The organism is Pseudomonas lini (assembly GCF_964063345.1).
Taxonomy (GTDB): domain Bacteria; phylum Pseudomonadota; class Gammaproteobacteria; order Pseudomonadales; family Pseudomonadaceae; genus Aquipseudomonas; species Aquipseudomonas lini_B.
In genome coordinates this window covers 2,821,227-2,847,261 of the sequence record NZ_OZ061318.1, presented here as the reverse complement: position 1 = coordinate 2,847,261, position 26,035 = coordinate 2,821,227, and the positions used below count along the sequence as shown (strand labels likewise).

Annotated in this window: 30 protein-coding genes; 10 read left to right on the top strand and 20 right to left on the bottom strand. The window is 60.5% G+C overall.

From position 1 onward, the window contains the following. Positions 1-29 precede the first annotated feature (29 nt). The 5 genes from AB3226_RS12910 to AB3226_RS12890 form a co-directional block, all read right to left on the bottom strand. Positions 30-872, bottom strand: coding sequence for an AraC family ligand binding domain-containing protein (locus AB3226_RS12910; RefSeq protein ID WP_367373323.1), 843 nt, complete (start codon positions 870-872; stop codon positions 30-32). A 3-nt stretch (positions 873-875) separates the two neighbouring features. Beyond that, positions 876-1,886: a hydrolase gene (locus AB3226_RS12905; protein ID WP_367373322.1), complete on the bottom strand. Its 1,011-nt coding sequence runs from the start codon at positions 1,884-1,886 to the stop codon at positions 876-878. Positions 1,887-1,959: 73 nt separating this feature from the next. Beyond that, the gene (gene rsmD / locus AB3226_RS12900; protein ID WP_367373321.1) at positions 1,960-2,577 is read right to left on the bottom strand and encodes a 16S rRNA (guanine(966)-N(2))-methyltransferase RsmD; all 618 of its coding nucleotides are present in this window, start codon (positions 2,575-2,577) and stop codon (positions 1,960-1,962) included. Continuing rightward, the gene (locus AB3226_RS12895) at positions 2,577-4,067 is read right to left on the bottom strand and encodes a M16 family metallopeptidase (protein ID WP_367373320.1); all 1,491 of its coding nucleotides are present in this window, start codon (positions 4,065-4,067) and stop codon (positions 2,577-2,579) included. Before AB3226_RS12895 ends, rsmD begins: the two co-directional genes overlap by 1 nt. After that, a complete protein-coding gene (locus AB3226_RS12890) occupies positions 4,060-5,415 on the bottom strand; it encodes a M16 family metallopeptidase (protein ID WP_367373319.1) in 1,356 nt (451 codons plus the stop codon). The genes AB3226_RS12895 and AB3226_RS12890 overlap by 8 nt, the downstream gene beginning before the upstream one ends. 344 nt (positions 5,416-5,759) lie before the next feature. Here AB3226_RS12890 and ftsY point away from each other — a divergent pair, with 344 nt between their 5' ends. The 4 genes from ftsY (at position 5,760) to rpoH (ending at position 9,986) form a co-directional block, all read left to right on the top strand. Continuing rightward, on the top strand, positions 5,760-7,325 hold the full coding sequence (ftsY, locus tag AB3226_RS12885; RefSeq protein WP_367373318.1) for a signal recognition particle-docking protein FtsY: 1,566 nt from the start codon (positions 5,760-5,762) through the stop codon (positions 7,323-7,325). Beyond that, the gene (gene ftsE / locus AB3226_RS12880; protein ID WP_007897888.1) at positions 7,322-7,993 is read left to right on the top strand and encodes a cell division ATP-binding protein FtsE; all 672 of its coding nucleotides are present in this window, start codon (positions 7,322-7,324) and stop codon (positions 7,991-7,993) included. Before ftsY ends, ftsE begins: the two co-directional genes overlap by 4 nt. Beyond that, positions 7,990-9,018: a permease-like cell division protein FtsX gene (ftsX, locus tag AB3226_RS12875; protein WP_367373317.1), complete on the top strand. Its 1,029-nt coding sequence runs from the start codon at positions 7,990-7,992 to the stop codon at positions 9,016-9,018. The genes ftsE and ftsX overlap by 4 nt, the downstream gene beginning before the upstream one ends. A gap of 113 nt (positions 9,019-9,131) precedes the next feature. Next, positions 9,132-9,986 carry an RNA polymerase sigma factor RpoH gene (rpoH, locus tag AB3226_RS12870; protein ID WP_007897890.1) on the top strand — a complete coding sequence of 285 codons (855 nt, stop codon included), beginning with the start codon at positions 9,132-9,134 and terminating at the stop codon, positions 9,984-9,986. 205 nt (positions 9,987-10,191) lie between these two features. On the opposite strand, the gene mtgA is transcribed toward rpoH, so the two are convergent. Then, complete coding sequence (mtgA, locus tag AB3226_RS12865; RefSeq protein ID WP_258617906.1) at positions 10,192-10,914, bottom strand: monofunctional biosynthetic peptidoglycan transglycosylase; 723 nt, start codon at positions 10,912-10,914, stop codon at positions 10,192-10,194. A gap of 73 nt (positions 10,915-10,987) precedes the next feature. Between mtgA and AB3226_RS12860 the strand changes: the two genes are divergently transcribed. The 4 genes from AB3226_RS12860 to trmB all read left to right on the top strand — a co-directional run bounded on the left by AB3226_RS12860 (position 10,988) and on the right by trmB (position 13,241). Further along, positions 10,988-11,359: a DUF423 domain-containing protein gene (locus tag AB3226_RS12860; protein WP_038980963.1), complete on the top strand. Its 372-nt coding sequence runs from the start codon at positions 10,988-10,990 to the stop codon at positions 11,357-11,359. A 90-nt stretch (positions 11,360-11,449) separates the two neighbouring features. Then, the gene (thiS, locus tag AB3226_RS12855) at positions 11,450-11,650 is read left to right on the top strand and encodes a sulfur carrier protein ThiS (RefSeq protein WP_028621160.1); all 201 of its coding nucleotides are present in this window, start codon (positions 11,450-11,452) and stop codon (positions 11,648-11,650) included. 61 nt (positions 11,651-11,711) lie between these two features. Further along, a complete protein-coding gene (locus AB3226_RS12850; protein WP_007897902.1) occupies positions 11,712-12,506 on the top strand; it encodes a thiazole synthase in 795 nt (264 codons plus the stop codon). Positions 12,507-12,515: 9 nt separating this feature from the next. Further along, entirely contained in the window at positions 12,516-13,241 is a 726-nt protein-coding gene (gene trmB / locus AB3226_RS12845) for a tRNA (guanosine(46)-N7)-methyltransferase TrmB (RefSeq protein WP_367373316.1), read from the top strand. A gap of 133 nt (positions 13,242-13,374) precedes the next feature. Here trmB and AB3226_RS12840 read toward each other — a convergent pair whose 3' ends face one another. The 10 genes from AB3226_RS12840 to AB3226_RS12795 all read right to left on the bottom strand — a co-directional run bounded on the left by AB3226_RS12840 (position 13,375) and on the right by AB3226_RS12795 (position 20,365). Then, positions 13,375-13,698 carry a DUF3392 domain-containing protein gene (locus AB3226_RS12840; protein WP_007897907.1) on the bottom strand — a complete coding sequence of 108 codons (324 nt, stop codon included), beginning with the start codon at positions 13,696-13,698 and terminating at the stop codon, positions 13,375-13,377. A 9-nt stretch (positions 13,699-13,707) separates the two neighbouring features. Then, complete coding sequence (gene hemW / locus AB3226_RS12835) at positions 13,708-14,913, bottom strand: radical SAM family heme chaperone HemW (RefSeq protein ID WP_367373315.1); 1,206 nt, start codon at positions 14,911-14,913, stop codon at positions 13,708-13,710. Then, positions 14,910-15,506 (bottom strand): RdgB/HAM1 family non-canonical purine NTP pyrophosphatase, encoded by a 597-nt coding sequence (gene rdgB / locus AB3226_RS12830; RefSeq protein ID WP_367373314.1) that lies wholly within the window; start codon positions 15,504-15,506, stop codon positions 14,910-14,912. Before rdgB ends, hemW begins: the two co-directional genes overlap by 4 nt. Continuing rightward, the gene (locus AB3226_RS12825; RefSeq protein WP_095052521.1) at positions 15,503-15,937 is read right to left on the bottom strand and encodes a DUF4426 domain-containing protein; all 435 of its coding nucleotides are present in this window, start codon (positions 15,935-15,937) and stop codon (positions 15,503-15,505) included. Before AB3226_RS12825 ends, rdgB begins: the two co-directional genes overlap by 4 nt. A gap of 26 nt (positions 15,938-15,963) precedes the next feature. Further along, the gene (gene metW, locus AB3226_RS12820; protein WP_030130163.1) at positions 15,964-16,584 is read right to left on the bottom strand and encodes a methionine biosynthesis protein MetW; all 621 of its coding nucleotides are present in this window, start codon (positions 16,582-16,584) and stop codon (positions 15,964-15,966) included. Positions 16,585-16,591: 7 nt separating this feature from the next. After that, positions 16,592-17,731, bottom strand: a complete 1,140-nt coding sequence (locus tag AB3226_RS12815; protein WP_217857473.1) for a homoserine O-acetyltransferase — start codon at positions 17,729-17,731, stop codon at positions 16,592-16,594. A 193-nt stretch (positions 17,732-17,924) separates the two neighbouring features. Next, positions 17,925-18,212 (bottom strand): DUF167 domain-containing protein, encoded by a 288-nt coding sequence (locus tag AB3226_RS12810; RefSeq protein WP_038980970.1) that lies wholly within the window; start codon positions 18,210-18,212, stop codon positions 17,925-17,927. Then, the gene (locus AB3226_RS12805) at positions 18,212-18,799 is read right to left on the bottom strand and encodes a YggT family protein (protein WP_367373313.1); all 588 of its coding nucleotides are present in this window, start codon (positions 18,797-18,799) and stop codon (positions 18,212-18,214) included. Before AB3226_RS12805 ends, AB3226_RS12810 begins: the two co-directional genes overlap by 1 nt. A 24-nt stretch (positions 18,800-18,823) precedes the next feature. Continuing rightward, a complete protein-coding gene (gene proC / locus AB3226_RS12800) occupies positions 18,824-19,642 on the bottom strand; it encodes a pyrroline-5-carboxylate reductase (RefSeq protein ID WP_367373312.1) in 819 nt (272 codons plus the stop codon). Between the two features lie 36 nt (positions 19,643-19,678). Beyond that, positions 19,679-20,365 carry a YggS family pyridoxal phosphate-dependent enzyme gene (locus AB3226_RS12795; RefSeq protein WP_367373311.1) on the bottom strand — a complete coding sequence of 229 codons (687 nt, stop codon included), beginning with the start codon at positions 20,363-20,365 and terminating at the stop codon, positions 19,679-19,681. A 195-nt stretch (positions 20,366-20,560) separates the two neighbouring features. On the opposite strand from AB3226_RS12795, the gene AB3226_RS12790 reads away from it, so the two are divergent. After that, entirely contained in the window at positions 20,561-21,595 is a 1,035-nt protein-coding gene (locus tag AB3226_RS12790; RefSeq protein WP_367373310.1) for a type IV pilus twitching motility protein PilT, read from the top strand. A gap of 143 nt (positions 21,596-21,738) precedes the next feature. Here the strand turns inward: AB3226_RS12790 and AB3226_RS12785 are convergent, their stop codons facing one another. Further along, positions 21,739-22,359 carry a C40 family peptidase gene (locus AB3226_RS12785; protein ID WP_367373309.1) on the bottom strand — a complete coding sequence of 207 codons (621 nt, stop codon included), beginning with the start codon at positions 22,357-22,359 and terminating at the stop codon, positions 21,739-21,741. A 249-nt stretch (positions 22,360-22,608) separates the two neighbouring features. On the opposite strand from AB3226_RS12785, the gene AB3226_RS12780 reads away from it, so the two are divergent. Further along, entirely contained in the window at positions 22,609-23,040 is a 432-nt protein-coding gene (locus tag AB3226_RS12780) for an NINE protein (protein WP_367373308.1), read from the top strand. A gap of 107 nt (positions 23,041-23,147) precedes the next feature. Here the strand turns inward: AB3226_RS12780 and AB3226_RS12775 are convergent, their stop codons facing one another. From AB3226_RS12775 to pyrR, 3 genes are read right to left on the bottom strand one after another with little or no spacing between them, the layout of a single operon-like run. Then, positions 23,148-24,419 carry a dihydroorotase gene (locus AB3226_RS12775; protein ID WP_201061741.1) on the bottom strand — a complete coding sequence of 424 codons (1,272 nt, stop codon included), beginning with the start codon at positions 24,417-24,419 and terminating at the stop codon, positions 23,148-23,150. Continuing rightward, complete coding sequence (locus AB3226_RS12770) at positions 24,416-25,420, bottom strand: aspartate carbamoyltransferase catalytic subunit (protein ID WP_007897943.1); 1,005 nt, start codon at positions 25,418-25,420, stop codon at positions 24,416-24,418. Before AB3226_RS12770 ends, AB3226_RS12775 begins: the two co-directional genes overlap by 4 nt. A 27-nt stretch (positions 25,421-25,447) precedes the next feature. Then, positions 25,448-25,951: a bifunctional pyr operon transcriptional regulator/uracil phosphoribosyltransferase PyrR gene (gene pyrR, locus AB3226_RS12765; protein ID WP_008068126.1), complete on the bottom strand. Its 504-nt coding sequence runs from the start codon at positions 25,949-25,951 to the stop codon at positions 25,448-25,450. Positions 25,952-26,035 lie beyond the last annotated feature (84 nt).

Sequence of the window (26,035 nt, the reverse complement as noted above, 5' to 3'; positions counted from 1 at the left end):
GCAAGCCCGCTCCCACATTTGGATCTTCGTCATCCATAACCGGGTAGCTGCCGCGCGCTGCGATACGCCCCCGGTCCTACGCCGTAAACTTGCTTGAATTGCCGACTCAGATGGCTTTGATCGGCAAAACCCAGTTGCGTCGCGACTTCCAGCGGCAGGCAGCCGCGCTGTAACAGCGCTCGTGCCTGGGCGATACGCTGCTGCATCAACCAGGTGTGTGGCGGCATGCCGGTAGCGCGGCGGAATACTCGGGCGAAGTGGAAAGGCGACAGGTTCACCGTCGTCGCCAGTTCTTCCAGCGAAGGCGGGGCAGCCAATCGGGATTGCAGTAGTTCTTTGGCCCGGATCACCGCCCGGTGTTCCTTGCCAGGTTTGTTGGCGGTCGGAACGGCTGCGTGACGTTGCAACAGCGACAGCATCATTTCCCGCCAGACCGTTTGCTGCTGCAGCGCCGTGGACGGGCTCTCGAGCAAGCAATGCAGTTGGCAGAACCCCTTCACCAGATCCGGATCGCGATACAACGTGGCGCCAAACGCCGGCAAGGTATCGGTCGGCAGTTCGAGCTCGTCCAGCAGTGAAAGAATCTGCCCACTGTCGGGATAAAACGCCCGGTACAACCAACCGTCTTCCGTACCTTTATGGCCGGTGTGAAGTTCATCCGGATTGATCAGCACCAGCGTGCCGCTGCCCGCCAGATGCTCGGCGCCTCGATAGCGATAACGCTGGGCGCCGGCCATGATCATGCCGATCACATAGCCGTCATGCACGTGGGGGGCGAAGCGCTGTTCGATGTAGCGTGCGGACAACAACTCGACCCCGGCCAACGGCGCCGTTTGCCAGAAGTGGATCGACTCGCCCTGATCCGAACCCATGCTCTACTTGCGCCCTGTGGTGGCCAGCCATTGGGGAATGCGCCGTTCCAGGTAGTAACCCGGTTGCCGGAACGAGCCCTCGACGAAGCCGACATGCCCCCCCTTGGCCTGCAACTCGAATTGCGTGCAGGCAGACAACTCGTCGGTTTGCGGCAGGCTATGAGGAAAGACAAACGGGTCATCGGTCGCCTGGATAATCAGGGTTGGTGTGCGAATCTCTCCGAGGAAATAACGACTCGACGCACGGCGATAATAATCCGCGGCATCGGCGAAACCATTCAGCGGTGCGGTCACCCGGCCATCGAAATCCCAGAAGGTGCGCATATTCTCCAGTGAGCCCAGCGCCTCCAATGCGGCCAGGCCATCCTTATGCCCATCATGCTGGAACCTGCGCTGCTTGTTCTTGATGTAGGCGACCATCTCTCGCATGAAATGCGCTTGATAGAACTTGGAAAAACCCTGGCTGATCCGATCGGCGCAGTGATCGAGGCGAAACGGCACCGACACTGCAACGGCGCCTAGCACACCGCTGTTGCTGCCGGTTTCGCCCAGATGCTTGAGCAACACGTTACCGCCCATGGAATAACCGACCGCATACAGCGGTGCAAGGGGGCGTTGGTTTCGCAGGTGCTTGATGGTTTCCGCCAGATCTTCACTGGCCCCGGAATGGTAACTGCGCGGCAACAGATTAGGCTCGCCGGAACAGCCTCGCCAGTTCAGCGCGACACTGGCCCAACCCTGGGCACCCAGTGCCTTTTGCATCCCTGCCACGTAAGGCGAATTCGACGAGCCAGTCAGGCCATGCAACACCAGCACCAACGGCGCATTCGCGCTGTGGGGGCCATGCCAGTCCAGGTCAAGGAAGTCCCCGTCTTCAAGCCATAAACGCTCGCGCTCGCGGTCCAGGTGTGTGGTTTTGCGCCATAGCGGTCCCCACAGGGTTTGTAAATGCGGATTACCCAGACCGTAGGCGGGCGTGAAGGCGGGGGTGAAGCGTTCTGGCAGATGGGACACGATTGCTCTCGATGCAGCGGTGCTTACCCGCAGCGTTAACTGACTGAGCTTCGCACCGTTTTTACAGGCCGGACTAACCGGCGATCCCTGCCATACGTTGCCACAACGCGTAATACACCCGTCCGGATTTTTGCTCCCGATGCAGGCGCCAATTTTCTGGCAAGCCCACTATCGACGGTGCCGTTTCGCTTTCAGTGTAGACCCACGCATCGTCACTCAGCCAATGACGTTCTTCGAGCAAAGTGCAAACGGCCGGCAACAGATTCTGATTAAACGGCGGGTCGAGAAACACCAGATCGAATGCCGTGGCCGGTTGGGTTTCCAGATAGCGCAAGGCGTCGGCAGTCTGTACCTGGCCGGTCGTGCAGCGCAGGGTGCCCAGATGTTCCTTGATGCTCGCTACCGCAATGTTGCTGGCATCCAGTGCCTGGCCCATTGCTGCGCCACGGGACAAAGCCTCGAGAAACAATGCGCCGCTACCGGCAAAGGGGTCGAGCACCTTGGCCCCGGCGACATAAGGCGCGAGCCAGTTGAACAGGGTTTCACGGACTCGGTCCGGCGTTGGGCGCAAGCCTGGCGCATCGGGGAAGCTCAGCTTTCGGCTGCCCCATTCACCGCCGATGATGCGCAGTTGATTCACACCGTTATGCACGTTGTGAACAGGTTTTTTTGGACGCGATGGATGGGCCATTAATGCTCCGGAACCCCGAGCGGTTGCTCGGCAGGTTTGTCAGTAGGGGCCGGCAACGGCTTTTGTGGCACGGTCGGGCCAGCGCTGACGATGACCAGTTTGTCCGTGCTCAGGTGTTTGTTCAATGCGGCTTTGACTTGCTCGACGGTCAGGCTCTGGGACTGCTGCATGAAGTCTTCCAGGTAGCTCAGCGGCAAGTTGTAGAAACCCATGGCGCCGAGTTGCCCGACGATATCGGCGTTGCTGGCAGTGGACAGCGGAAAGCTGCCGGCCAGTTCGCGCTTGGCATCGTCGAGTTCTTTCTCGGTGGGGCCGGTTTTAAGGTAGTCGGCGAGTACGTCCTGCACCAGTTTCAGCGTGCCTTCGCTCATCTCGGCGCGGGTTTGCAAATTGATCATGAACGGGCCGCGAACTTGCATCGGGCTGAAACCCGAATACACACCGTAAGCCAGGCCACGCTTCTCGCGCACTTCGCTCATCAACCGGGTGCCGAAGCCACCGCCGCCAAGGATCTGATTGCCCAGCGACAATGCTGCGTAATCCGGATCGTCACGGTCGATGCCCAGTTGCGCGATCATCAGGTTGGTTTGCTTGGACGGAAACTCGATGTGTCCGATGCTGGACTTGGGGTCGGTCGGTTGTTCGATTTTCGCCAGGGCCGGCCCTTTGGGCAGATCGGCGGACACTTGTGCGGCAACCGCCTCGGCCTCGGCGCGCGACAAGTCGCCCACCAACGCAATCACCACGTTACCGGCGGCGTAGGCTTTCTGATGGAAGGCTCGCAACTGCGCCAGGGTGATCGGTGGGATGCTTGTCGCCGTGCCGTCGCTGGAGTGCGCGTACGGGTGATCGCCATACAAGCGGTTCATCAGCTCCAGGCTGGCGAGTTTGCCGGGGTTCTGTTTCTGGTATTCGAAGCCGGCCAGCATCTGGTTCTTGATGCGGGCAAACGAGTCGGCGGGGAAGGTCGGTTTGCCGACGACTTCAGCGAACAGCTTCAAGGCAGGCTCGCGTTTGTCCGCGGCACTGAGGCTGCGCAGCGAGGCAATCGCCATGTCTTTATAGGCGCCGTTACCGAAGTCGGCTCCCAGGCCTTCGAAGCCCTGGGCGATAGCGCCGACGTCTTTGCCAGCTACACCTTCGTTGAGCATGGCGTTGGTCAACAGTGCCAGGCCGGATGCATCGCCGTCCTGGCTGCTGCCGGCGGCGAAAGTCAGGCGCATGTCGAACATCGGCAGCTCACGGGCTTCGACGAACAGCACCTTGGCGCCTTCGGCCGTGTTCCAGGTCTGCACGTTCAGTGAGCGATGGCTTGGAGCCTTGCCGTCGAGTTCGGCCAGCGATTGCAGTTTCTGGCTCGCCTTGGCTTTGTCGAGGGCTTCGCTGGCGCTGGTTTCGTCAGACTTGGAGAAATAGAAGGCGGCAGACCCGAGCAGTGCAATGACGACCAGGCCGATCAGGGCCAGGCGCGGTTTTTTACGCTCACTCATGAGTCGTCTCCTCTGGCAGTACATGGGCGACGCTGAGACGTGCGCGGGTGAAGTACAGCTTGGCGGCCTTCTGGATGTCTTGCGGGGTTACGCTTTCCAGTTCGGCGAGTTCGGTGTCCATCAGTTTCCAGGACAGCCCGACGGTTTCCAGTTGGCCGATGGCGGTGGCCTGGCTGGTGATCGAGTCACGCTCGTAGACCAGGCCGGCAATGACCTGCGCTCGCACCCGCTCCAGCTCTTCAGTGGACGGCGCGGTGGTTTTCAGCTGTTCGAGCAGTTTCCACAGGCCGGCTTCCGCCTGGGCCATGGTTTTCTTCTTCTGGGTGTTCGGTGTGGCCGACAAAGTGAACAGGCTATCGCCACGGGTGTAGGCGTCGTAGCTCGACGAACCGCCGGACACCAGCTCTTCGCCGCGTTCCAGTTGCGTCGGGATCCGGCCGCTGTAGCCGCCGTCGAGCAGTGCGGAGATCAGGCGCAGAGCGTTAACCGAACGCTTGTCTTCGGCGGTGGCGATGCTCGGCACGTTGAAAGCCAGCATCAGGCTCGGCAATTGGGTCTGCACATGCAGGGTGATCTTCCGTTCGCCGGGCTCGGCCAGTTCCAGCGGGATTTTCGCGGGTGGCACGTCACGCTTGGCGATCGGGCCGAAGTAACGCTGGGCCAGGGTTTTGACTTCGTCCGGGGTCACGTCACCGACCACCACCAGGGTGGCGTTGTTCGGCACATACCAGGACTGGTACCAGTGGCGCAGTTCTTCGACCTTCATGCGGTCGAGGTCCGCCATCCAGCCGATAGTCGGCGTGTGATAACCGCTAGCGGGGTAGGCTATGGCCATGAAGCGTTCGTAGGCCTTGGACATCGGCTTGTCGTCGGTGCGCAGGCGACGCTCTTCCTTGATCACCTCGATCTCGCGGGTGAACTCGTCGGCCGGCAGGCGCAGGCTGGCCATGCGGTCGGCTTCCAGCTCGAAGGCCACGCCCAGGCGATCACGGGCCAGCACCTGGTAATACGCGGTGAAGTCGTCGCTGGTGAAAGCGTTCTCTTCGGCACCGAGGTCGCGCAGGATCAGCGACGCTTCGCCGGGGCCGACTTTCTCGCTGCCCTTGAACATCATATGTTCCAGCGCATGGGACAGCCCGGTCTGGCCCGGGGTCTCATAGCTTGAGCCGACCTTATACCAGACCTGGGAAACGACGACCGGCGCACGATGGTCTTCGCGCACAACGACCTTCAGGCCATTGTCGAGGGTGAATTCGTGGGTGGGTTGTGGGTCGGCAGCCAGGGCCGAGAGGGGCAGACAAACTGTGCTGAACAGCAGGCCTGCAGCGCGGCGGGCTAGAGCATTCATTCGTTTTTAAACCTTTGGGGCTGCCCGCTTGGTCTTAGCCTAGGCGGGCGAGGAGGTGCTAGGATACTGATCCGTTTTACTGGCGGCCACGCCTATCAGGCCTTTGATCGGTCAATAGGTTGTTTGGGTTTGCGGCTTGGGCTTTGAGTTTGTCAGCTAAACTCTGCGTTTTCGCCGACGATGCTGTTCCAGTCCTTCGTATTAATCAACCTTTGAGGTGCCGTTGGTACCTCGACAAAATGTTGCGCGTGAACAAGCTGGATGAATCGCAGTCTGTTCTGCATCGAATTATTTATTGCCGAGGCGCCCTTTGGCGCGTCGCTACTGTGAGATAGCCGTCCTCCATGTTTGGTTCCAACGACGACAAGAAGACCCCAGCTGCGGCTGGCGAGAAGAAAAGCCTGTTCGGATGGCTGCGCAAAAAGCCGCAGGAACCCGTTGTCGAACAGCCACAACCACTTCCTGAGCCAACACCGACGCCGGTCATGGAAGAAGTGCCCGCGCCGATTGCCCTGCCGATCGCCGAGCCGGTGCTGCAATCCGTGGTCGAGCCTGCGCCTGAAACCGTAGTCGTGGCCCCGTTGCCGCTGACGCCAGCCGCCGAGCCGTGGCTGACGTTGCCGGTGGCGGAAGAGCCGGTGGCATTGGTCGAAGATGAGCAAGCAGCGCACATCACTCCGCCGATTCCGGCCCCGACCGCGTTTGCTCCTGAGCCGGTTCAGACGCCAGTGGTTGAGCCGGTCGTTGAACCTGTGTTCGTGGCTGAGCCTACGCCGGTTGCTCCAGAGCCTGAAGTGCCGGTATTTGTTGCTCCTGCTCCGGTTGCTCCGATTGTTCAAGCGCCAGAGCCTGCACCTGCACCTGCACCTGCACCTGCACCTGCACCTGCACCGGTCATCGTTCCTGTTGTCGCCACGTCCGTTGCTCCCGTTGCTCCTGTTGAAACGCCGGTCGAGCCTGTGCGTACCGAAGAGACCAAGGCCGGTTTCTTCGCCCGTCTCAAACAAGGTTTGTCCAAGACCAGCGCCAGCATTGGCGAGGGCATGGCCAGCCTGTTCCTCGGCAAGAAAATCATCGATGACGAGTTGCTCGAAGACATCGAAACCCGTCTGCTGACCGCCGATGTCGGCGTCGAAGCGACGTCGGTGATCATTCAGCGCCTGACCCAGAAAGTCGCCCGCAAAGAGCTGGCCGATGCCGACGCACTGTACAAATCCCTGCAGGCGGAACTGGCGGCGATGCTCAAGCCCGTCGAACAGCCGCTGAAAATCACCTCACAGAACAAGCCATTCGTGATTCTGGTGGTGGGCGTCAACGGCGCCGGCAAGACCACCACCATCGGCAAGCTGGCGAAGAAGCTGCAACTGGAAGGCAAGAAAGTCATGCTCGCCGCTGGCGACACCTTCCGCGCCGCAGCGGTGGAGCAATTGCAGGTCTGGGGCGAGCGCAACAAGATCCCGGTCATCGCCCAGCACACCGGCGCCGATTCGGCTTCGGTCATCTTCGATGCCGTGCAGGCCGCCAAGGCCCGTGGGGTTGACGTGCTGATCGCCGACACCGCCGGTCGTTTGCACACCAAAGACAACCTGATGGAAGAACTGAAAAAAGTTCGCCGGGTAATCGGCAAACTCGACGCCGATGCGCCGCACGAAGTGCTGTTGGTGCTCGACGCCGGTACCGGCCAGAACGCCATCAACCAGGCCAAGCAATTCAACCAGACCGTCGAACTGACCGGCCTGGCGCTGACCAAACTCGATGGCACCGCCAAGGGCGGGGTGATTTTCGCCCTGGCCAAGCAATTTGGCTTGCCGATTCGCTATATAGGTGTCGGCGAAGGCATCGACGATTTGCGTACTTTTGAAGCAGAACCCTTTGTCCAGGCATTGTTTGCCGAGCGGGAGCGTTCATGATTCGTTTCGAACAGGTCGGTAAACGCTACCCGAATGGTCACGTCGGCTTGCATGAGCTGAGCTTTCGAGTCCGTCGGGGCGAATTCTTGTTTGTCACCGGCCATTCCGGCGCCGGTAAAAGCACCTTGTTGCGGCTGCTTCTGGCCATGGAACGTCCGACCACCGGCAAATTGCTGTTGGCAGGGCAAGACCTGAGCACCATCAGCAATGCGCAGATTCCGTTCCTGCGCCGGCAAATCGGCGTGGTGTTCCAGAATCACCAGCTGCTGTTCGATCGCACGGTGTTCAACAACGTCGCATTGCCGTTGCAGATCCTTGGCCTGTCCAAGGCCGAAGTCGCCAAGCGCGTGGACTCGGCCCTGGAGCGCGTGGCGCTCTCGGACAAGACCGATCTCTACCCCGGCGACCTGTCCACCGGCCAGCAACAGCGCGTCGGCATTGCTCGCGCCATCGTTCACCGTCCGGCCTTGCTGCTGGCGGACGAACCGACCGGTAACCTCGACCCGCGTCTGGCGGCAGAAATCATGGGCGTGTTCGAAGACATCAACCGTCTGGGCACCAGTGTGCTGATCGCCAGTCACGACCTGGCACTGATTGCCCGCATGCGTCACCGCATGCTCACCCTGCAGCGTGGCCGATTGATCGGCGACGGGGAGGCTGGCGTATGAGTGCAACACGTAGCCCCAAGGTTTCCGAGCGCGTGGCCCCGAAGGCCGCCGATCCGCAACCGCAGCAGCAGAAGAAAAAGCGCGACGATGACGATGGCCCGGATTTCTCTACGCTGTTCCGCGCCTGGGTCGAAAGCCATCGTGCCAGTCTGCTGGACAGCTTGCGCCGCTTGGGCAAACACCCGATCGGCAGCTTTTTCACCTGCATGGTGATGGCAGTTGCCCTCAGCTTGCCGATGGGTCTGTCACTTTTGCTAAGTAACGTCGAGCGTCTCGGCGGTTCCTGGCAACGTGCGGCGCAGATTTCCCTGTACCTGCAACTCGATGCCAGCCCTGAACAGGGCGAGTCGTTGCGTGAGCAGATCAAGGGCATGCCGGGCGTGGCCGAGGCCGAATACGTGGGTCGTGATCAGGCGCTGGAAGAGTTCCAACAACAGTCCGGCTTGGGCGAAGCGCTCAAGGAACTCCCGGAAAACCCGCTGCCGGGCGTGGTCCTGGTGACCCCGAACGAGGTCGACAAGCCCGCGCTTGAAGCATTGAGACAAAAACTTTCCGAATTACCGAAGGTACAACAGGCGCAACTTGATCTAGTCTGGGTCGAGCGTCTGGCAGCCATCCTCAAGCTGGGCGACCGATTTGTCTTCGGTCTGACCGTGCTTTTGGTTTCTGCATTACTTTTGGTGATAGGCAATACCATTCGTCTTCATATTGAAAACCGCCGCACAGAGATAGAAGTGATTAAACTCGTCGGCGGCACTGACAGCTATGTGCGCAGGCCCTTTCTGTATATGGGCGCGCTTTATGGCTTTGGTGCGGGGATTCTGTCCTGGGGTGTATTGGCGTTTGGCCTGAACTGGCTGAACGACGCGGTGGTTGGGCTGTCCGGTTTGTACGGCAGTGATTTCGCGCTGGCCGGAGTGCCAGTTGCCGACGGTCTATCGCTCTTGCTTGGCGCGGTGCTGTTGGGGTATATCGGTGCATGGATTGCAGTCGCACGCCACCTGCGGGAGCTTGCGCCAAAGTAATATCATTTTGCTCGTATTGACCTTTCAGCGTTTATGGGAACTTGTCTTTTGGTTTCCGGTCAATTTTCGCAGTGCTGAACTGCACGAGTTATGTAAGTCGGAGGTTTTTTCGTATGACCAATTCTTTGCAGCCTGCATATGCTCTGGTCCCGGGTGCGAACCTGGAGGCCTATGTGCACACGGTGAACAGCATTCCATTGCTGACGCCGGAGCAGGAGCGTGAACTGGCCGAGAGTCTCTATTATGAGCAGGATTTGGGGGCGGCTCGGCAGATGGTGCTCGCCCACCTGCGTTTTGTCGTACACATTGCCCGTAGCTATTCCGGCTACGGCCTGGCCCAGGCTGACCTGATCCAGGAAGGCAACGTTGGCCTGATGAAAGCGGTCAAGCGTTTCAACCCGGAAATGGGTGTACGTCTGGTGTCCTTTGCGGTGCACTGGATCAAGGCGGAAATCCACGAGTTCATCCTGCGCAACTGGCGGATCGTGAAAGTCGCGACCACCAAGGCTCAGCGCAAGTTGTTCTTCAACCTGCGCAGCCAGAAGAAACGTCTGGCCTGGCTGAACAACGAGGAAGTCCATCGCGTGGCGGAAAGCCTCGGCGTAGAGCCGCGGGAAGTGCGCGAGATGGAAAGTCGCCTGACCGGCCATGACATGGCTTTCGACCCGGCTGCGGAAGCGGACGACGACAGCGCATTCCAGTCGCCGGCCAACTACCTGGAAGACCACCGGTACGATCCGGCCCGTCAACTGGAAGATGCTGACTGGAGCGACAACTCGAACCACAACCTGCACGAAGCGCTTGAAGTGCTGGACGACCGCAGCCGCGACATCCTCTACCAGCGCTGGCTGGCAGAAGAAAAAGCTACGCTGCACGACCTGGCGCAGAAGTACAACGTGTCGGCCGAGCGTATTCGCCAGCTCGAGAAGAGCGCGATGAACAAACTCAAGTTGTCGATCGCCGCATAACCTGCGCGCCGGCAATAAAAAACGCCCCGATCATTGATCGGGGCGTTTTTGTTGGTGCCCATTTTCCAGCCTCACCTTGGTCCCTGTGGGAGCGGGCTTGCCCGCGATAGCGGTGTGTCTGTGACTGTTGTGTTGACTGACACAACGCCTTCGCGGGCAAGCCCGCTCCCACTGGGATCTTCAGTGTTCAGAAAGTAGTGTTCGACTATTGAGACCAAGGTGCCCGGCGCGAATCGTTAAGCCCGAGCAGATAACTGTCCCCGCCCAGCTGACTCATCTGCTGGCGAATCCAGCCGGCCCGTCTTGCAACGTAAGAGGTTGGATGGCTGGCGCTCCACACCCGCGGGTTCGGCAGTACCGCGGCCAGCAGACTCGCCTGCTGTCGGGATATCGAGCGAGCGCCCACACCAAAGTGATGCCGGGCCGCCGCTTCGGCGCCAAAAACGCCTTCATCCCACTCGACACTGTTGAGGTACACCTCAAGAATCCGCTGCTTGGGCCAGAACACCTCGATCAGCCCGGTAAACCAGACCTCCAGGCCTTTGCGCAGCCAGCTGCGGCCAGACCATAGAAACAGGTTCTTCGACACTTGCTGGCTCAGGGTGCTGGCGCCGCGAATCGAGCCACCGCGCTCGTTATGCGCAAACGCCGCCTGAATCGCGCCGATATCAAAGCCCCAATGCTCGGGAAACTTCTGATCTTCACCGGCAATCACCGCGACTTTCAGGTCGTCGGAGATTTCATCCCAGGGTTTCCAGGTGCGTTGCACGTCGATGGGTTCGCCATCGAACCAGGATTCGATCTTGCGCTCGACCATCAGCGCCGTTCCCGGTGGCGGCACCACCCGGAACAGCAACACCAGCAATACGCTACCGCCCGCGAACCAGAGCAGGGCCTTCGTGAAGCGACGGAAAATTAAACGCAGCATAGAGATGGCTTGGCCGAACCCGTTGAGCCGGCCATTATACAGACCCTGTTGATCGAGTCTGACTGGAGTTCTCATGTTGCGTGGCTTCCTGATGCTGGCTGCTTTTTTCGGCTTCACCGGTGTTGCCTTGGGCGCCTTCGCCGCTCATGGCCTGAAAAGCCGCCTGAGCGCCGAGTACCTGGCGATTTTCCATACGGGTGTCACCTATCAACTGGTGCATACCTTGGCGCTGCTGGGTGTAGCGCTACTCGCCACGCAGATTCCCGGTCGACTGATTACTTGGGCCGGCGCATCATTTGCTATTGGCATTCTGTTGTTTTCCGGCAGCCTGTACCTGCTGACGATAACGGGCATCAGCAAGCTCGGGATCGTTACGCCCTTCGGTGGCCTGGCGTTCCTGGTCGGCTGGGTTTGCCTGGGACTTGCCGCCTGGCGGCTGAGCTGACCACGCGGTCCATTTCGTGACGAATGGCTTGGGTCGGCCTGACTGATCGGGCTAGAATGCCAGCCCCTAAAAATGATGGCGGCATTCGGTATGCGCATTCAATTGAACGGCGAATCCCTTGAACTGCCCGACGGTGAAACCGTTGCGGCCCTGCTGACCCGTCTGGAATTGACCGGGCGCCGGGTGGCGGTCGAACTCAATCTGGATATCGTCCCGCGCAGTCAACATACCGACACCACGCTGAACGACGGCGATTCTGTCGAAGTCGTTCACGCCATCGGCGGCGGCTAGCCGTCCGGCCCTTAAAGGGCACAGAATTCTGCAAGAACCTCACCCCTACAGAGGATTTCCCATGAGCATCGTTCGTAGCGACAAGCCCTTCGTCCTGGCCGGTCGTACTTACCAGTCACGTTTGCTGGTAGGTACTGGCAAGTACCGCGACATGGAAGAAACCCGCCTGGCCATCGAAGCCTCCGGCGCCGAGATCGTGACCTTCGCCGTGCGCCGCACCAACCTCGGCCAGAACCCGGGCGAACCGAACCTGCTCGAAGTCCTGTCGCCGGATCGCTACACCTTCTTGCCTAACACCGCCGGCTGCTTCGACGCTACCGAGGCCGTGCGCACCTGCCGCCTGGCCCGTGAGCTGCTCGGCGGCCACAACCTGGTGAAGCTGGAAGTGCTGGCGGACCAGAAAACCCTGTTCCCCAATGTGATCGAAACCCTCAAGGCCGCCGAAGTGCTGGTCAAGGAAGGTTTCGACGTGATGGTGTACACCAGCGATGACCCGATCATTGCCCGTCAACTGGCGGAAATCGGCTGCATCGCGGTGATGCCGCTGGCCGGTCTGATCGGCACAGGCTTGGGGATCTGCAACCCGTACAACCTGCAGATCATCCTCGAAGAAGCCAAGATCCCGGTGTTGGTGGATGCCGGTGTCGGCACCGCCTCCGACGCCACCATCGCCATGGAACTGGGTTGCGAAGCGGTGCTGATGAACTCGGCCATCGCCCATGCCCAGCAGCCGATCATGATGGCTGAAGCCATGAAACACGCCATCGTTGCAGGTCGCTTGGCCTACCTCGCCGGCCGCATGCCGAAAAAACTCTATGCCAGCGCCTCCTCGCCGCTGGATGGTCTGATCAAGTAAGAGCCACTGATGACTGAATCAAACGACACGCCTATCCAGACGGAAGAAGGCGAAGAGCGCCAACACCGCCGCATCAAGAGTTTCGTGATGCGCGCCGGGCGCATGACCGAAGGCCAGCAGCGCGGTCTGGACCAAGGTACGCCGCTGTTCGTACTGCCTTTGGCCGATGCGCCGGTGGACTTCGACCAAGTGTTTGGCCGTTCGGCGCTGCGCTCGCTGGAAATCGGCTTCGGCATGGGCCATTCGCTGCTGGAAATGGCCGCGGCCTCGCCGGAGCAGGATTTCATTGGCGTTGAGGTTCACCGTCCGGGTGTCGGCGCGCTGCTTAATGGCGTGCTGACTCAGGGCCTGACCAACCTGCGTGTCTACGATTGCGATGCGATCGAAGTGCTCAACCGTTGCATCGCCGATAACAGCCTCGATCGCTTGATGCTGTTCTTCCCGGACCCGTGGCACAAGAGCCGTCACCACAAGCGTCGTATCGTTCAGGCATCGTTCGCTGAGCTGGTGCGCAGCAAGTTGAAAGTCGGCGGTGTGTTGCACATGGCCACCGATTGGGAACCGTACGCCGAGTACATGCTGGAAGTGATGAACGTCGCGCCGGGCTATCGTAACGTCGCCGAAGACGGCAAATGTGTCCCGCGCCCGACCGAACGCCCGATCACCAAGTTCGAACGCCGCGGCGAACGTCTTGGGCATGGCGTGTGGGATTTGAAGTTCGAAAAACAGTCTTAAGTACAACACTGACTGATCGTTCCCACGCTCCGCGTGGGAATGCCTCAACGGACGCTCCGCGTTCGGCTCTGAATGGGACGCGGAGCGTCCCTGGATGCATTCCCACGCAGAGCGTGGGAACGATCATCAGCCCTCAGCGGCGGTCTGCCACGACGCCAATCAATACCAGCACCACCAACAACACCGGCGCCAGGCTGTAGTTGTTGAACTGGCTCAGGCCTTTGATGATCCATGGCGTCGCATAGATCAGCGCCACGCCGCTGCCGACCATGCACAGCAGGGCCATCAGCGGGACGCGCAAGGCGCCGGCGATGCTACCCAGGCGTTGGTCGACCCAGCCTTTGATGTCGGCGCCAAACAGCACCAGCAAGCAGCCCACCAGTGCCAGAGAGATTTCCGACAGGTTGCTACGGCTCCAGCGGGACACGGTGGCGAGCAGGTCGAGTACCAGATCCATTCGATTTCCTTATGTCAGAAAATTCTGCAGCAAGTCATTGAGAAAGAGTTGTCCGCGCAGCGTGGCCGCCAGACGTGACGGTTCGACCTGCAACAAGCCACTTTGTTCGGCCTCTCGACGGCCTTCGGCGAGGCTTTCCAGGGGTAGCCCGGTGCGCTCTGGATACAACCGCGCTTCGACGCCCTCGGTCAGGCGCAAGGCGTTCATCAGGAACTCGAACGGCAGCTCTTCGTTGGTCAGGGTTTTCTCGCCGGCCTGGAAGCTCTTGGCCGGGTTGAGGTAGTCCTTCGGCAGGCGGGTCTTCCAGGTGCGCACGATGCGCCCGTCTGGATGGCTGAGCTTGCCGTGGGCGCCAGCGCCGATGCCGATGAAGTCGCCGAAACTCCAGTAATTGAGGTTATGCCGCGCCGGGCGACCGGGCAGGGCATAGGCCGAGACTTCGTATTGCGCGTAACCGTGTTCGGCCAACAGTGCCTGACCGGCCTCCTGAATATCCCACAGGGTGTCGTCTTCGGGCAGCGTCGGCGGCTGGTTCCAGAACACCGTGTTCGGTTCCAGCGTCAGTTGATACCAGGACAGGTGCGTCGGCTTCAGGGCAATGGCCTGGCGCAGATCGCTCAGGGCGTCGTCCAGGGACTGATCGGGCAAACCATGCATCAGGTCCAGATTGAAGTTGTCGAAGCCGGCCTGACGGGCCATGCCGGCGGCACGCACGGCTTCATCACCGTTGTGAATCCGCCCCAGGGCCTTGAGTTTCTCTTCCTGAAAGCTCTGGATGCCGATCGACAGGCGATTGATGCCCAGCGCCCGGTAGGCGCGGAATTTCTCCTGCTCGAACGTTCCGGGGTTGGCTTCCAGGGTGATTTCAATGTCGCTGGCAAACGGAATACGTTGCTCGACACCTTTGAGCAAACGGCCCAGACCCTCGGCGCTGAACAGGCTCGGCGTGCCGCCACCGAAGAAGATCGAACTCAGTTCGCGACCATAGACCGCATGCAGGTCTTGATCGAGGTCGGCCAGCAAGGCGTCGACATATTCTTCTTCCGGCAGCACCGGGCTGGCGGTGTGGGAGTTGAAGTCGCAATAAGGGCATTTGCGTACACACCACGGGATGTGGATGTACAGCGCCAGGGGCGGCAGCACGGGCAGGGCCGCTCGAGGCGATTGGGCGGCGCCGCCGAAGATCAGCGGCGACGCGGACGAGTCATGGGTCATTTCAGGCCCAGACGCTGGCGCAGCAGATCCATTGCACGGGCGCGGTGGCTGATCTGGTTCTTGTCGCTCGGGCTCAATTCGGCGCTGGAGCACTCGCGCTCCGGCACCCAGAACAGCGGATCGTAGCCAAAACCATGCTCCCCGCTGGCCTGGGTGAGGATGCGCCCATGCCACAGGCCTTCGCAGAGGATCGGCAACGGATCGTCGGCATGCCGCACCAATGCCAGCACGCAGACGAACTGCGCGCCGCGCTCGGCTTCGGGCACGTCTGTCAAGACGTCGAGCAGTTTGGCGTTGTTCGCCGCATCGCCCTTGCCGTCGGCATAACGCGCCGAGTAGATACCCGGCGCACCGCCGAGGAAATCCACTGCCAACCCCGAATCGTCGGCCAGTGCTGGCAGGCCGGAGATGCGCGAGGCATTGCGGGCCTTGAGAATGGCGTTCTCGACGAACGACAGGCCGGTTTCTTCAGGCTCGACGCTGCTGAACTCGCCGATCGAGCGCAAGTGCACCGATTCGCCGAGCATGGCCTGGAGTTCCTTGAGTTTGCCGGCGTTATGGCTGGCCAGTACGAGTTGGGTGAAATTCATCATTGGCCGGGGAAAAGCTCTTGTTGAAAACTGATGGTGTTGGTTTTGTCACCGGTCTGCACCTTGATGTCAAAGGTGCGGATTTCCTGCTGATCCACCGGGAACTGGGCGATGTAGTATACCGCGCCTGTTTCGGTGATCTGTTTGAACTTCAGCGGGATGCTTTGGCTGGTCAGGTCTTTGACCGTGCCGCTGACCTGAGCCGTCTGTGGTTTACCTTCCTTGAGTATCGAGACGTTGATCACGCCCTGATTCTTGCTGCGGGTCAGCTCGGCCGCTTTGGCGATCTCCGGCGTCAGGAAGGTGGAGTTGAAGGTGTTGTAGTGCACCGTCACATCGCCAAAGGTTTCCTTGCGCTCGCCCTTGATAACATCGGCGGCCATGGCGGTGACGCTCAGGCAGGCAGTAAGTAAAAACAGCGCTAGACGACCCATGATCGTTCTCCTCGAAGTGTCGTGATTCAGACCGCGACCTTGTGGTCCGGCAGACCGGGGCTGCTGACGCGATAGATACCGATCTCACCTAACAGATTAGGCCATAGCTTACTGGCCCACCCATGCCGATGCTGTTGATCCACGGCAAGCCGATCAATGACCTTGGCTTCACGTTCGCGACACAGCGCTTCGAAGTCTTCGAAGGTGCAAAAGTGGATGTTCGGCGTGTTGTACCAGGTGTATGGCAGAAAATCGGAGACCGGCATCCGGCCCTTGCTCGCCAGGTACCAGCGGCAGCGCCAGTGACCGAAATTGGGGAAGGTGATGATGCACTGGCGACCGACCCGCAGCATTTCGTCGAGGATCTTGTCCGGGTAGTGCACAGCTTGCAGGGCTTGGGTCATGACCACGATGTCGAAGCTGTTGCTGGCGAAGTTGCCCAGGCCCTTGTCCAGGTCCTGCTCGATGACGTTGATGCCCTTGGCCACGCACTCGGCAATATTGTCCGGGTCGTTTTCCAGGCCATAGCCGGTGACCTGTTTGTGGTCACGCAGCCAGGTCAGCAGCTCGCCGTCACCGCAACCGAGGTCGAGCACGCGGCTGCCGGCGGGGATCCATTCCTGGATGATTTCCAGATCGGCTCTCATGTCTTCCTCAAAGCGCTATACGGTTCATGTAATTGCTGAAGGCCTGCAAATAACGCGGGATCGGAATCAGGAAGGCGTCGTGGCCTTGCGGTGCGTCGATCTCCAGGTAGCAGACGTCTTTCCGGGCTGCCATCAGCGCGTCCACCAGTTCCCGCGAGCGGGCCGGGGAGAAGCGCCAGTCAGTGGTGAAGGACATCACGCAGAACCTGGCCTGGGCATTGGCGAAGGTTTTCGCCAGGTCATTGTCGAAGTTCGCCGCCGGGTCGAAGTAGTCCAGTGCCTTGGTCATCAGCAGGTAGGTGTTGGCGTCGAAACGTCCGGAAAACTCCTCGCCCTGATACCGCAGGTAGCTTTCGACCTGAAACTCGACGCTGTGGAAGTCGTAGTTGAGCTTTTCGCTCTTCAGGCCACGACCGAATTTCTCGCCCATGGAGTCGTCGGACAGGTACGTGATGTGCCCGACCATCCGCGCCAGCATCAGCCCGCGCTTGGGGATCACGCCCGCTTCCTGGAACGAGCCGCCATGGAACTCCGGGTCGGTGAGGATTGCCTGGCGGGCGACTTCGTTGAACGCGATGTTCTGTGCCGACAGTTTCGGTGCCGAGGCAATCGCCAGGCAGTGCCGCACGCGGTCCGGGTAGGTGATGGTCCACTGCAAGGCCTGCATGCCGCCGAGGCTGCCGCCGATCACTGCTGCCCATTGGCGGATGCCGAGCAAGTCGGCGAGACGTGCCTGGCTGTGCACCCAGTCTTCCACGGTCAGTACCGGGAAGTCGGCACCGAATGGCTTGCCGGTTTCCGGATTGATGCTGCTGGGGCCGGTGGAACCGTTGCAGCCGCCGAGGTTGTTCAGGCTGACCACGAAGAACTTGTTGGTGTCGATCGGCTTGCCGGGGCCGATGCAGCTGTCCCACCAACCGGGTTTGCGGTCGTCGGGGCTGTGGAAGCCGGCAGCGTGATGGTGGCCGGACAAGGCGTGGCAGATCAGCACGGCGTTGCTCGCCGTAGCGTTCAGCGTGCCGTAGGTTTCGTAGATCAGGTCATAAGCGGGCAGCGAACGTCCGCAGGCCAAGGCCAGGGGTTCACTGAAGTGCGCCACTTGCGGCGTCACCAGACCAACAGAATCGGGGGGGAAGGCAGCTGGCATCGACCCTGCTCTCATTGAAATGAGGCGTAAGTCTAAAGACCGGTGGGGTTAGCGGCAAGCAAAGGCCGGGCCTGATTGCGTTCCCGTCAGGCCGAGGTGCGGCCATCGCGGGCAAGCCACGCTCCCACAGGGTTACGCATTCCAATGTGGGAGCGTGGCTTGCCCGCGATGAACGATGACGCGGTCATTCGGATTAACGCGACAACCCCGGCAAATCCGGCAGCTTCTTCGGCGAACAGATCCGCACCCGCTTCTGCCGGTTCAGCTCCCCGCTGATCAAACTCACCTGACTCTTGGAGACCCCAAACGCCTTGGCCAAAAACGCCATCAGATACGCATTGGCCTTGCCTTCAACGGGCGGTGCGGTCAGGCGGATCTTCAGGCGATCACCATGCAGCCCGCAGAAATCATCGCTGCGGGCCGCAGGTTGCAGGTGACATTCCAGAATCAGGTCATCACCGTCCCAGCGAAAGTAGCTCATCAGATCAGGCCGAACAATTCCTTAGGCATGAGGGCGTAGTACGCAAGACGTGGAATCAGCCAGCTTTGCAGCAACTGCAGCGCGATAAACGCGAAGATCGGTGAGATGTCGAGGCCGCCCAGGTTCGGCACGATCCGACGGAACGGCGCGAGTACCGGTTCAGTGATCTGCTGGACCAGCTCTGCGCCCGGGTTATGGCTGCCCGGAGCAACCCAGGACAGAATCACACTGATGATCATCGCCCAGAACAGGATCTTCAAAAACAGCGCGAAGATACCAATCAATGCCCACGGCGCCAGAAACAGCACGTCGACCTCATAGCCACTGAGCAGCAGGATGACCGCGTACAGCGCCATTTGCACGATCAGCGCCAATACCAGCGACGACATGTCCAACCCGAACATGCTCGGGATAACCCGACGCAGCGGCTTGAGCAGCGGTTGAGTGGCTTTCACGGCGAACTGGCAGAGCGGGTTGTAGAAATTCGCCCGTACCAGTTGCAGGATGAAGCGCAGCAGCACGATCAGCAGATACAGGCTGCTCAGGGTTTGAATCACAAAAATGGCAGCGTCATTGAGTCCGAGCATCATTGATTCCTTTGTAAGAGCTGATTAGCGGCCGAGTTGCTCAGCCATCTCGGCCGAGCGGTGCGCAGCGGCGCCGAGTGCTTTTTCGACCAGGGCTTCGAAGCCGCCGGCCTGGAACGACTTGATCGCCGCTTCGGTGGTGCCTGCAGGCGACGTCACGCGGCGACGCAGTTCTGCCGCGTCGACATCACTGGCGGCCGCCATGTGTGCTGCGCCCAACGCGGTTTGCACGGTCAGTTGGGCGGCGATATCCGCTGGCAGGCCGAGCTTCACGCCTGCGGCGGTCATGGCTTCGATCAGCAGGAAGAAGTACGCAGGGCCCGAGCCGGAAACGGCGGTGACTGCATCCAGTTGCTGTTCTTCGTTCAGCCACAGGGCAAGGCCAACCGCCGACAGCAGCTCTTCAGCTTGCTGGCGTTGTTCGGCGCTCACCTCGCCGGTGGCGTACAAGCCGCTCACGCCCTGGCGCAGCAGCGCCGGGGTATTGGGCATACAGCGCACGATAGGCTGGGCGCCAAGCCAGTTGTTCATGCTGGCGCAGGTGATGCCGGCTGCAATCGAGACAACCAGTTGATTCGGCTGGAGGCTTGGGCGAATGGCTTCGCAAACGGCTTTCATCGCCTGCGGTTTGACCGCCAGCACGATCACGTCCACGCCCTGAATGGCGTCGGCGTTGTCGGCAAACACTTCGATGCCGTGTTCGGCGCTCACGCGGGCACGGGTTTCTTCACCCGGATCGCTGGCGCGGATCTGCGCGGCGTCCAGACCTTTGGCGCGCAGGCCGCCGATCAGGCTGGCGGCCATGTTGCCGGCTCCGATAAAGGCAATACGAGTCTTGCTCATGTCAGGTCCTTATAAAGAGAGGTGTCAGCCATTGTTTCAAGACTGGCCGTAGTCGCGGGCGCCAAACAGGGCCGTACCGATACGAACCCACGTGGCGCCCTGGGCAATGGCCGACTCAAGGTCGTGGCTCATGCCCATGGAAAGTGTGTCGAGTGGCAGATTCAGGCTGGCTTGCAGGCTCTGCACGGCAGCAAAGGCTGCATCCTGGGCGGCGCGATCTTCCGTCGGCTCGGGAATCGCCATCAGGCCGCGCAATTTCAAGCTCGGCAGAGCGCTGATGGCATTGGCCAGGGCGGGCAGGTCGGCCGGGGTGCAGCCGGACTTGCTGGCTTCACCACTGACGTTGACCTGGATGCAGATGTTCAATGGAGGCAAATCGGCAGGGCGTTGTTCGGACAGGCGTTGTGCGATTTTCAAGCGATCCACGGAATGCACCCAGTCGAAATGCTCGGCGATAGCGCGAGTCTTGTTCGATTGAATGGGGCCGATGAAGTGCCAGATCAAGGGCAGGTCGGCCAATTCGAGCTGTTTGCTCAGGGCTTCCTGCAAGTAGTTCTCGCCAAAATCGCGCAGGCCGGCGGCATACGCTTCCCGCAGGGCTTCGGCGGGCTTGGTCTTGCTCACGGCCAGCAACTGGATGCTGTGCTCGTCGCGCCCGACGGCGAGCGCGGCAGCACGGATGCGTGAACTAACCTGAGCAATGTTGTCTGCTATCGTGGACATCAAATCCTGCCTGAAAAGTGCCTACACTCGATCATGCGGCGTTAAAAGTCGACTCAGAATGCTTATTGACTGACGTCAACTCCGCTTCTTCGCCGACTTTTGCCTTGCCTGATCATCGCTCGGCTACTTTTCGGGCGAGGATTGGGCGCCAGCGGGTCTGAGGTTCGCGGCATTCTACTGGAATTGAGGAGCGCTATGGATATCACTGAGCTGCTGGCTTTCAGCGCCAAACAAGGCGCGTCTGACCTGCACCTGTCCGCCGGCCTGCCACCGATGATCCGTGTCGACGGCGATGTGCGATGCATCAACCTGCCGGCCCTGGACCACAAGGAAGTGCATGAGCTGATCTACGACATCATGAACGACCTCCAGCGGGTGGACTTCGAGAAGCATCTTGAAACCGACTTTTCCTTCGAAGTGCCCGGTGTGGCACGTTTTCGGGTCAATGCCTTCAACCAGAATCGTGGCGCGGGCGCGGTATTCCGGACCATCCCGTCCAAGGTTCTGAGCATGGACGACCTAGGGATGGGGGAAGTGTTTCGCAAGATTACCGAAGCGCCCCGAGGCCTGGTGCTGGTGACCGGTCCGACCGGTTCCGGCAAGTCCACCACATTGGCGGCGATGATCGATCACCTGAACAACCATCGCCATCACCACATCCTCACCATCGAAGACCCCATCGAGTTCGTCCACGAATCGCGCAAATGCCTGATCAATCAGCGCGAGGTCCATCGCGATACTCGCAGCTTCGCCACGGCCCTGCGCTCGGCCCTTCGCGAAGACCCGGACGTGATTCTGGTAGGGGAAATGCGTGATCTGGAGACTATTCGGCTGGCATTGACCGCCGCCGAAACGGGTCACCTGGTATTCGGCACGTTGCACACGACGTCGGCGGCGAAAACCATCGACCGAGTGGTGGACGTGTTTCCGGGCGATGAGAAATCGATGGTGCGTTCAATGCTCTCCGAGTCGTTGCTGGCGGTGGTGTCGCAGACATTGATCAAGAAAGTCGGCGGCGGGCGAATTGCCGCCCACGAAATCATGCTTGGCACTTCGGCGATCCGTAACCTGATCCGTGAAGACAAGGTGGCGCAGATGTATTCGTCGATTCAGACCGGAGGGTCGCTGGGGATGCAGACACTGGATATGTGCCTGAAGGAGTTGGTGACCAAGGGCGTGATCAGCCGCGAGCATGCGCGGGAGAAGGCGCGGTCGCCGGATAATTTTTAAGGCTGGAATGCGAACCTGTGGCGAGGGAGCTTGCTCCCGCTGGGCTGCGAAGCGGCCCCAAAAAACTGCGAGCGCTGCGCACTCGAACGGGAGCAAGCTCCCTCGCCACAAATGCCCGCCTTCAGAAGGTGAGGGTTTTCAAATCAACGCTGAACAACCCGCAATGCGTTCTGTTCTTTCGGCAGAACCCGCTTGGCAACCACGTAGTGGCTTTCCCAGTACGGTTTCTTCAGGGTGTCGATGCTCACCGACTTGCCACGGCGCGGTGCGTGGATGAAGCGGTCGTTGCCCAGGTAGATGGCAACATGATTGACCCGACGGCTCTTGATGTTGAAGAAAATCAGGTCGCCTGGCTTCAGATCGTTGCGATCGACTTTCTCGCCATGACCGCTGGCCATGGCGTTAGAGGTACGTGGCAAGTCGAACGTGGCGTCGTTGAACGCGTATTTCACCAGACCGCTGCAATCGAACCCTTTACTTGGGCTGCTGCCGCCCCAACGATAAGGGGTACCGAGCACGTTTACCGCGCGGCTCAGCACGTTACTGCTTTCCTTGGTCGCCATCGGCGGGACCAGCTTGCTGTTTACGCTGCTCAGTTGGCTGGAGCGTTTTACTGTTTGTTTGTTTTTGCTCGAAGGAGCAGAAACATGGGATTTTGGAGTGTAACCATTAACGTTAGGAAGACGTTGCTCACGATTGGTGGCGTGGGCGGCCAGTGGCAATAATAGGCAAATGGTTAGCCATGTCTTGAAAAATGGACGCATTAGGCAAGGCTCATATAGGTGAACGCGCAACTTTATAACAGCTTTTTTGGCCCTTCCGAGTCCGTTGGTCGATTCACTTTGCGGGCAATGGAACCAAATAAGCAGAAAATGGACGCGATTGTCGGACAGAGGTCAGGTATTACAAGGCTTTGACAGGAATGAAGGTAGCATTTGCCGTATGTCGGCCGCCTGTAAAAAAGTCACAAAGAATTCAAGAATATTTCTCTATCGTGTGAGTCGAGGTCATCCATGAACACCTATCAACACCCCGTTTCAGGGCAAGACACACACAGCAAAGTGATTGGTTACCTGTTGTGGATTTTCGGTTTTACCGGGGCTCACCGCTTCTATTACGGCAAGCCGGTGACCGGGACGATCTGGTTTTTTACCTTCGGTTTGCTCGGTATCGGCTGGTTGATCGACGTGTTTCTGATCCCTGCCATGGATCGTGAAGCGGACCTGCGTTTTACCGCTGGCCCCATCGAATACAACGTTGCGTGGATTCTGCTGACGTTTCTCGGGGTTTTCGGCGTACACCGGATGTATCAGGGGAAGTGGATCAGCGGGTTGCTGTACCTGGTGACGGGCGGGGTGTTCTTTCTGGGGGTGTTGTATGACTTCTGGACGTTGAATGACCAAGTGTCTATTCGCAACGCGCAGAACAGAGGCGCCTTCCAATAAGTCATCGCGGGCAAGCCCGCTCCCACAGTGGTTATGTTGTCCGAAAATCTTGCGGCCAACCGATAACCCTGTGGGAGCGGGCTTGCCCGCGATTGGAGCACCGCGTTTTACGCCTGGTGACTGATCCGCCCATCCACCAAGGTGTAACGCACCACACCCGGCAGGCTGTGACCAATGAACGGGCAGTTTTCGCCCTTGGACAGCCAGGTCTCACCGGCCACGGTCGAGGCCGCTGGGTCGAACAGTACGATATCCGCCGGCCCACCCACCGCCAGCTTGCCCGCCGGCAGACGCAACGCTTCGGCAGGACCGGCGCTCAAGCGTGCGAGCAGCGTCGGCAAGTCGAGCAAACCGTCTTCCACCAGGGTCATCGCCAGCGGCAGCAGCAGTTCAACACTGCTGATGCCCGGTTCGGTGGCACCGAACGGCGCCAGTTTGGCATCGCGTTCATGGGGCTGGTGATGGCTGGAGATGGCTGACACCACCCCCGACTTCACCGCTGCCCGCAGGCCATCGCGGTCCGCACGAGTGCGCAACGGCGGCTGGACGTGGTAGAGGCTGCTGAAGTCGATCAGCGCTTCGTCGGTGAGGATCAGCTGATACAACGCCACGTCCGCCGTGACCTTCAGGCCACGGGCCTGGGCCTGAGCGATCAGCGCCACACCGCGCGCGCTGGTGAGCTGGCTGAAGTGCGCACGCACGCCGCTTTGCTCGACCAGCAGCAGATCCCGGGCCAGGGCCACGGTTTCGGCGGTTTCCGGAATGCCCGGCAAACCCAGGAAACTGGCGGTCGGGCCTTCGTGAGCCAGGCCACCTTCGGCCAGATCATGGTCCTGCGAGTTAAAAATCACTGTCAGGTCGAACGTCGCCGCGTATTCCAGCGCCCGGCACAGGGTGCGGGTATTGCGGAAACTCTCCAGGCCGTTGCCGAAAGCCACGCAGCCGGCATCGCGCAAGGCGACCAGTTCGGCCAGCTGTTCGCCGTCCAGGCCTTTGCTCAGGGCGCCGATCGGGAAGACTTTGGTGTTGCCGGCCTCGCGAGCGCGATCGAGGATCAGCTCGGCCACGGCCGAGGTGTCCAGCACCGGTTTGGTTTTCGGTGGGCAGCACAGGCTGGTCACGCCACCGGCAGCAGCTGCGCGGGTTTCGCTGGCGATCGAGCCTTTGCGGCTGTAGCCCGGCTCGCGCAGGGCGACGTTAAGGTCAACCAGGCCCGGGGCCGCCACCAAGCCCTTGGCGTCGATGGTGTCTACTGCAACGAAACCGGCCGGAGCGGCGCCAAGGGCGACGATCTTGCAGGCTTCAACGTGGATATCAGTCACTTGATCCAGGCCGCTGGCCGGATCGATAACGCGTGCGCCGAGAATGCTGAGCTTCACTGGGCGTTCTCCTGCTCGAATTGGCGCTGGGCTGTTTGCCCGCTCATGGCCATGGACAGCACAGCCATACGAATCGCGATGCCGTAGGTCACCTGGTTGAGGATCACCGAATGCGGACCGTCGGCCACCGCCGACTCAATTTCCACCCCACGGTTGATCGGCCCCGGGTGCATGACGATGCAATCCGGTTTGGCCCCGGCCAGGCGCGCGGTGGTCAGGCCGAACAGGCGGTAGAACTCGCCTTCGCTCGGCAGCAGGCCGCCGGTCATGCGTTCGCGCTGCAGGCGCAGCATGATCACCACGTCGACGTCTTTCAGGCCTTCGGTCATGTCGGTGTAGACCTTCACGCCGTACTGCTCGATGCCGATCGGCAGTAGGGTTTTCGGCGCAATCACGCGGATGTCCGGGCAGCCGAGGGTTTTCAGCGCAAGCATGTTCGAGCGGGCCACCCGCGAGTGCAGGATGTCGCCGACGATGGCCACCGAGAGGTTTTCGAAGCCGCCCTTGTGCCGACGAATCGTGAGCATGTCGAGCATGCCCTGGGTCGGGTGGGCGTGACGGCCGTCGCCGCCGTTGATGATCGCCACTTGTGGGCAGACATGCTCGGCAATGAAGTGCGCCGCGCCGGAGTCACCGTGACGCACGACGAACATGTCGGCGGCCATGGCTTCCAGGTTGCGCAGGGTGTCGAGCAGGGTTTCGCCCTTGCTCGCCGACGACGTGGACACGTTCAGGGTGATCACGTCTGCCGACAGCCGCTGGGCCGCCAGTTCGAAGGTGGTGCGGGTGCGGGTGGAGTTCTCGAAGAACACGTTGCACACGGTCTTGCCGCGCAGCAACGGGACTTTCTTCACCGCCCGGGCGCCCACTTCGAGGAACGAGTCGGCGGTATCGAGGATTTCCGTCAGCAACTCGCGGCGCAAACCGTCGAGCGAGAGGAAGTGGCGCAGCTGGCCCTGATCATTGAGCTGCAGCGGGCGCTTGGTTTCTAGAGGCGTCATCGCGAGGGGGACTCTCAATAGGGCGAATTAAAGGGCGAGGTCTTGAAGTTCGAGCTTGAGTTCCGGGCCGGACAGTTTCACTCGTTCGTGGGCCGCCAGCGACAGGGTCGCGCCAACCACGTTCGGGCGGATCGGCAGCTCACCGGCGTCAAGGTCCAGCAGGCACACCAGCGTCACGCTGGCCGGGCGGCCGTAGTCGAAGAGTTCGTTCATCGCGGCGCGGATGGTCCGACCGCTCATCAGCACGTCATCGATCAGCACCAGGTGCTGGCCTTCGATTTCGAACGGCAGCGCCGATGGGCGTACTTGTGGGTGCAGGCCGTTCTGGCTGAAATCGTCGCGGTAGAACGAAACGTCCAGGGTGCCCAGGGGCGAATCGCTGCCCAATTCATCGAGCAACGCCTGCGCGACCCAGACGCCACCGGTCCGAATGCCGATATAGCGCGGTTCGCTGATGCCCCGTTTGGCCAGATAGGTGTCAAGACGGATCGCCATCTGGCTGATCAGTTCGGCGGGATTGGGCAGGCTCATGGTTTGCTCCTTCTTTGTCCCGAGCCGGATGTTGCTTGAGTGGTGGCTCGGGTTGTAGCTAAGGGAGACGCCGCAGCGGCTCTT

Bases quoted from the DNA above. Each gene is read 5' to 3' on its own strand.
- AB3226_RS12910 (WP_367373323.1), bottom strand. From the start codon at position 872: ATGGGTTCGGATCAGGGCGAGTCGATCCACTTCTGGCAAACGGCGCCG.
- rsmD (WP_367373321.1), bottom strand. From the start codon at position 2,577: ATGGCCCATCCATCGCGTCCAAAAAAACCTGTTCACAACGTGCATAAC.
- AB3226_RS12895 (WP_367373320.1), bottom strand. From the start codon at position 4,067: ATGAGTGAGCGTAAAAAACCGCGCCTGGCCCTGATCGGCCTGGTCGTC.
- AB3226_RS12890 (WP_367373319.1), bottom strand. From the start codon at position 5,415: ATGAATGCTCTAGCCCGCCGCGCTGCAGGCCTGCTGTTCAGCACAGTT.
- ftsY (WP_367373318.1), top strand. From the start codon at position 5,760: ATGTTTGGTTCCAACGACGACAAGAAGACCCCAGCTGCGGCTGGCGAG.
- ftsE (WP_007897888.1), top strand. From the start codon at position 7,322: ATGATTCGTTTCGAACAGGTCGGTAAACGCTACCCGAATGGTCACGTC.
- ftsX (WP_367373317.1), top strand. From the start codon at position 7,990: ATGAGTGCAACACGTAGCCCCAAGGTTTCCGAGCGCGTGGCCCCGAAG.
- rpoH (WP_007897890.1), top strand. From the start codon at position 9,132: ATGACCAATTCTTTGCAGCCTGCATATGCTCTGGTCCCGGGTGCGAAC.
- mtgA (WP_258617906.1), bottom strand. From the start codon at position 10,914: ATGCTGCGTTTAATTTTCCGTCGCTTCACGAAGGCCCTGCTCTGGTTC.
- AB3226_RS12860 (WP_038980963.1), top strand. From the start codon at position 10,988: ATGTTGCGTGGCTTCCTGATGCTGGCTGCTTTTTTCGGCTTCACCGGT.
- thiS (WP_028621160.1), top strand. From the start codon at position 11,450: ATGCGCATTCAATTGAACGGCGAATCCCTTGAACTGCCCGACGGTGAA.
- AB3226_RS12850 (WP_007897902.1), top strand. From the start codon at position 11,712: ATGAGCATCGTTCGTAGCGACAAGCCCTTCGTCCTGGCCGGTCGTACT.
- trmB (WP_367373316.1), top strand. From the start codon at position 12,516: ATGACTGAATCAAACGACACGCCTATCCAGACGGAAGAAGGCGAAGAG.
- AB3226_RS12840 (WP_007897907.1), bottom strand. From the start codon at position 13,698: ATGGATCTGGTACTCGACCTGCTCGCCACCGTGTCCCGCTGGAGCCGT.
- hemW (WP_367373315.1), bottom strand. From the start codon at position 14,913: ATGACCCATGACTCGTCCGCGTCGCCGCTGATCTTCGGCGGCGCCGCC.
- rdgB (WP_367373314.1), bottom strand. From the start codon at position 15,506: ATGATGAATTTCACCCAACTCGTACTGGCCAGCCATAACGCCGGCAAA.
- AB3226_RS12825 (WP_095052521.1), bottom strand. From the start codon at position 15,937: ATGGGTCGTCTAGCGCTGTTTTTACTTACTGCCTGCCTGAGCGTCACC.
- metW (WP_030130163.1), bottom strand. From the start codon at position 16,584: ATGAGAGCCGATCTGGAAATCATCCAGGAATGGATCCCCGCCGGCAGC.
- AB3226_RS12815 (WP_217857473.1), bottom strand. From the start codon at position 17,731: ATGCCAGCTGCCTTCCCCCCCGATTCTGTTGGTCTGGTGACGCCGCAA.
- AB3226_RS12810 (WP_038980970.1), bottom strand. From the start codon at position 18,212: ATGAGCTACTTTCGCTGGGACGGTGATGACCTGATTCTGGAATGTCAC.
- AB3226_RS12805 (WP_367373313.1), bottom strand. From the start codon at position 18,799: ATGCTCGGACTCAATGACGCTGCCATTTTTGTGATTCAAACCCTGAGC.
- proC (WP_367373312.1), bottom strand. From the start codon at position 19,642: ATGAGCAAGACTCGTATTGCCTTTATCGGAGCCGGCAACATGGCCGCC.
- AB3226_RS12795 (WP_367373311.1), bottom strand. From the start codon at position 20,365: ATGTCCACGATAGCAGACAACATTGCTCAGGTTAGTTCACGCATCCGT.
- AB3226_RS12790 (WP_367373310.1), top strand. From the start codon at position 20,561: ATGGATATCACTGAGCTGCTGGCTTTCAGCGCCAAACAAGGCGCGTCT.
- AB3226_RS12785 (WP_367373309.1), bottom strand. From the start codon at position 22,359: ATGCGTCCATTTTTCAAGACATGGCTAACCATTTGCCTATTATTGCCA.
- AB3226_RS12780 (WP_367373308.1), top strand. From the start codon at position 22,609: ATGAACACCTATCAACACCCCGTTTCAGGGCAAGACACACACAGCAAA.
- AB3226_RS12770 (WP_007897943.1), bottom strand. From the start codon at position 25,420: ATGACGCCTCTAGAAACCAAGCGCCCGCTGCAGCTCAATGATCAGGGC.
- pyrR (WP_008068126.1), bottom strand. From the start codon at position 25,951: ATGAGCCTGCCCAATCCCGCCGAACTGATCAGCCAGATGGCGATCCGT.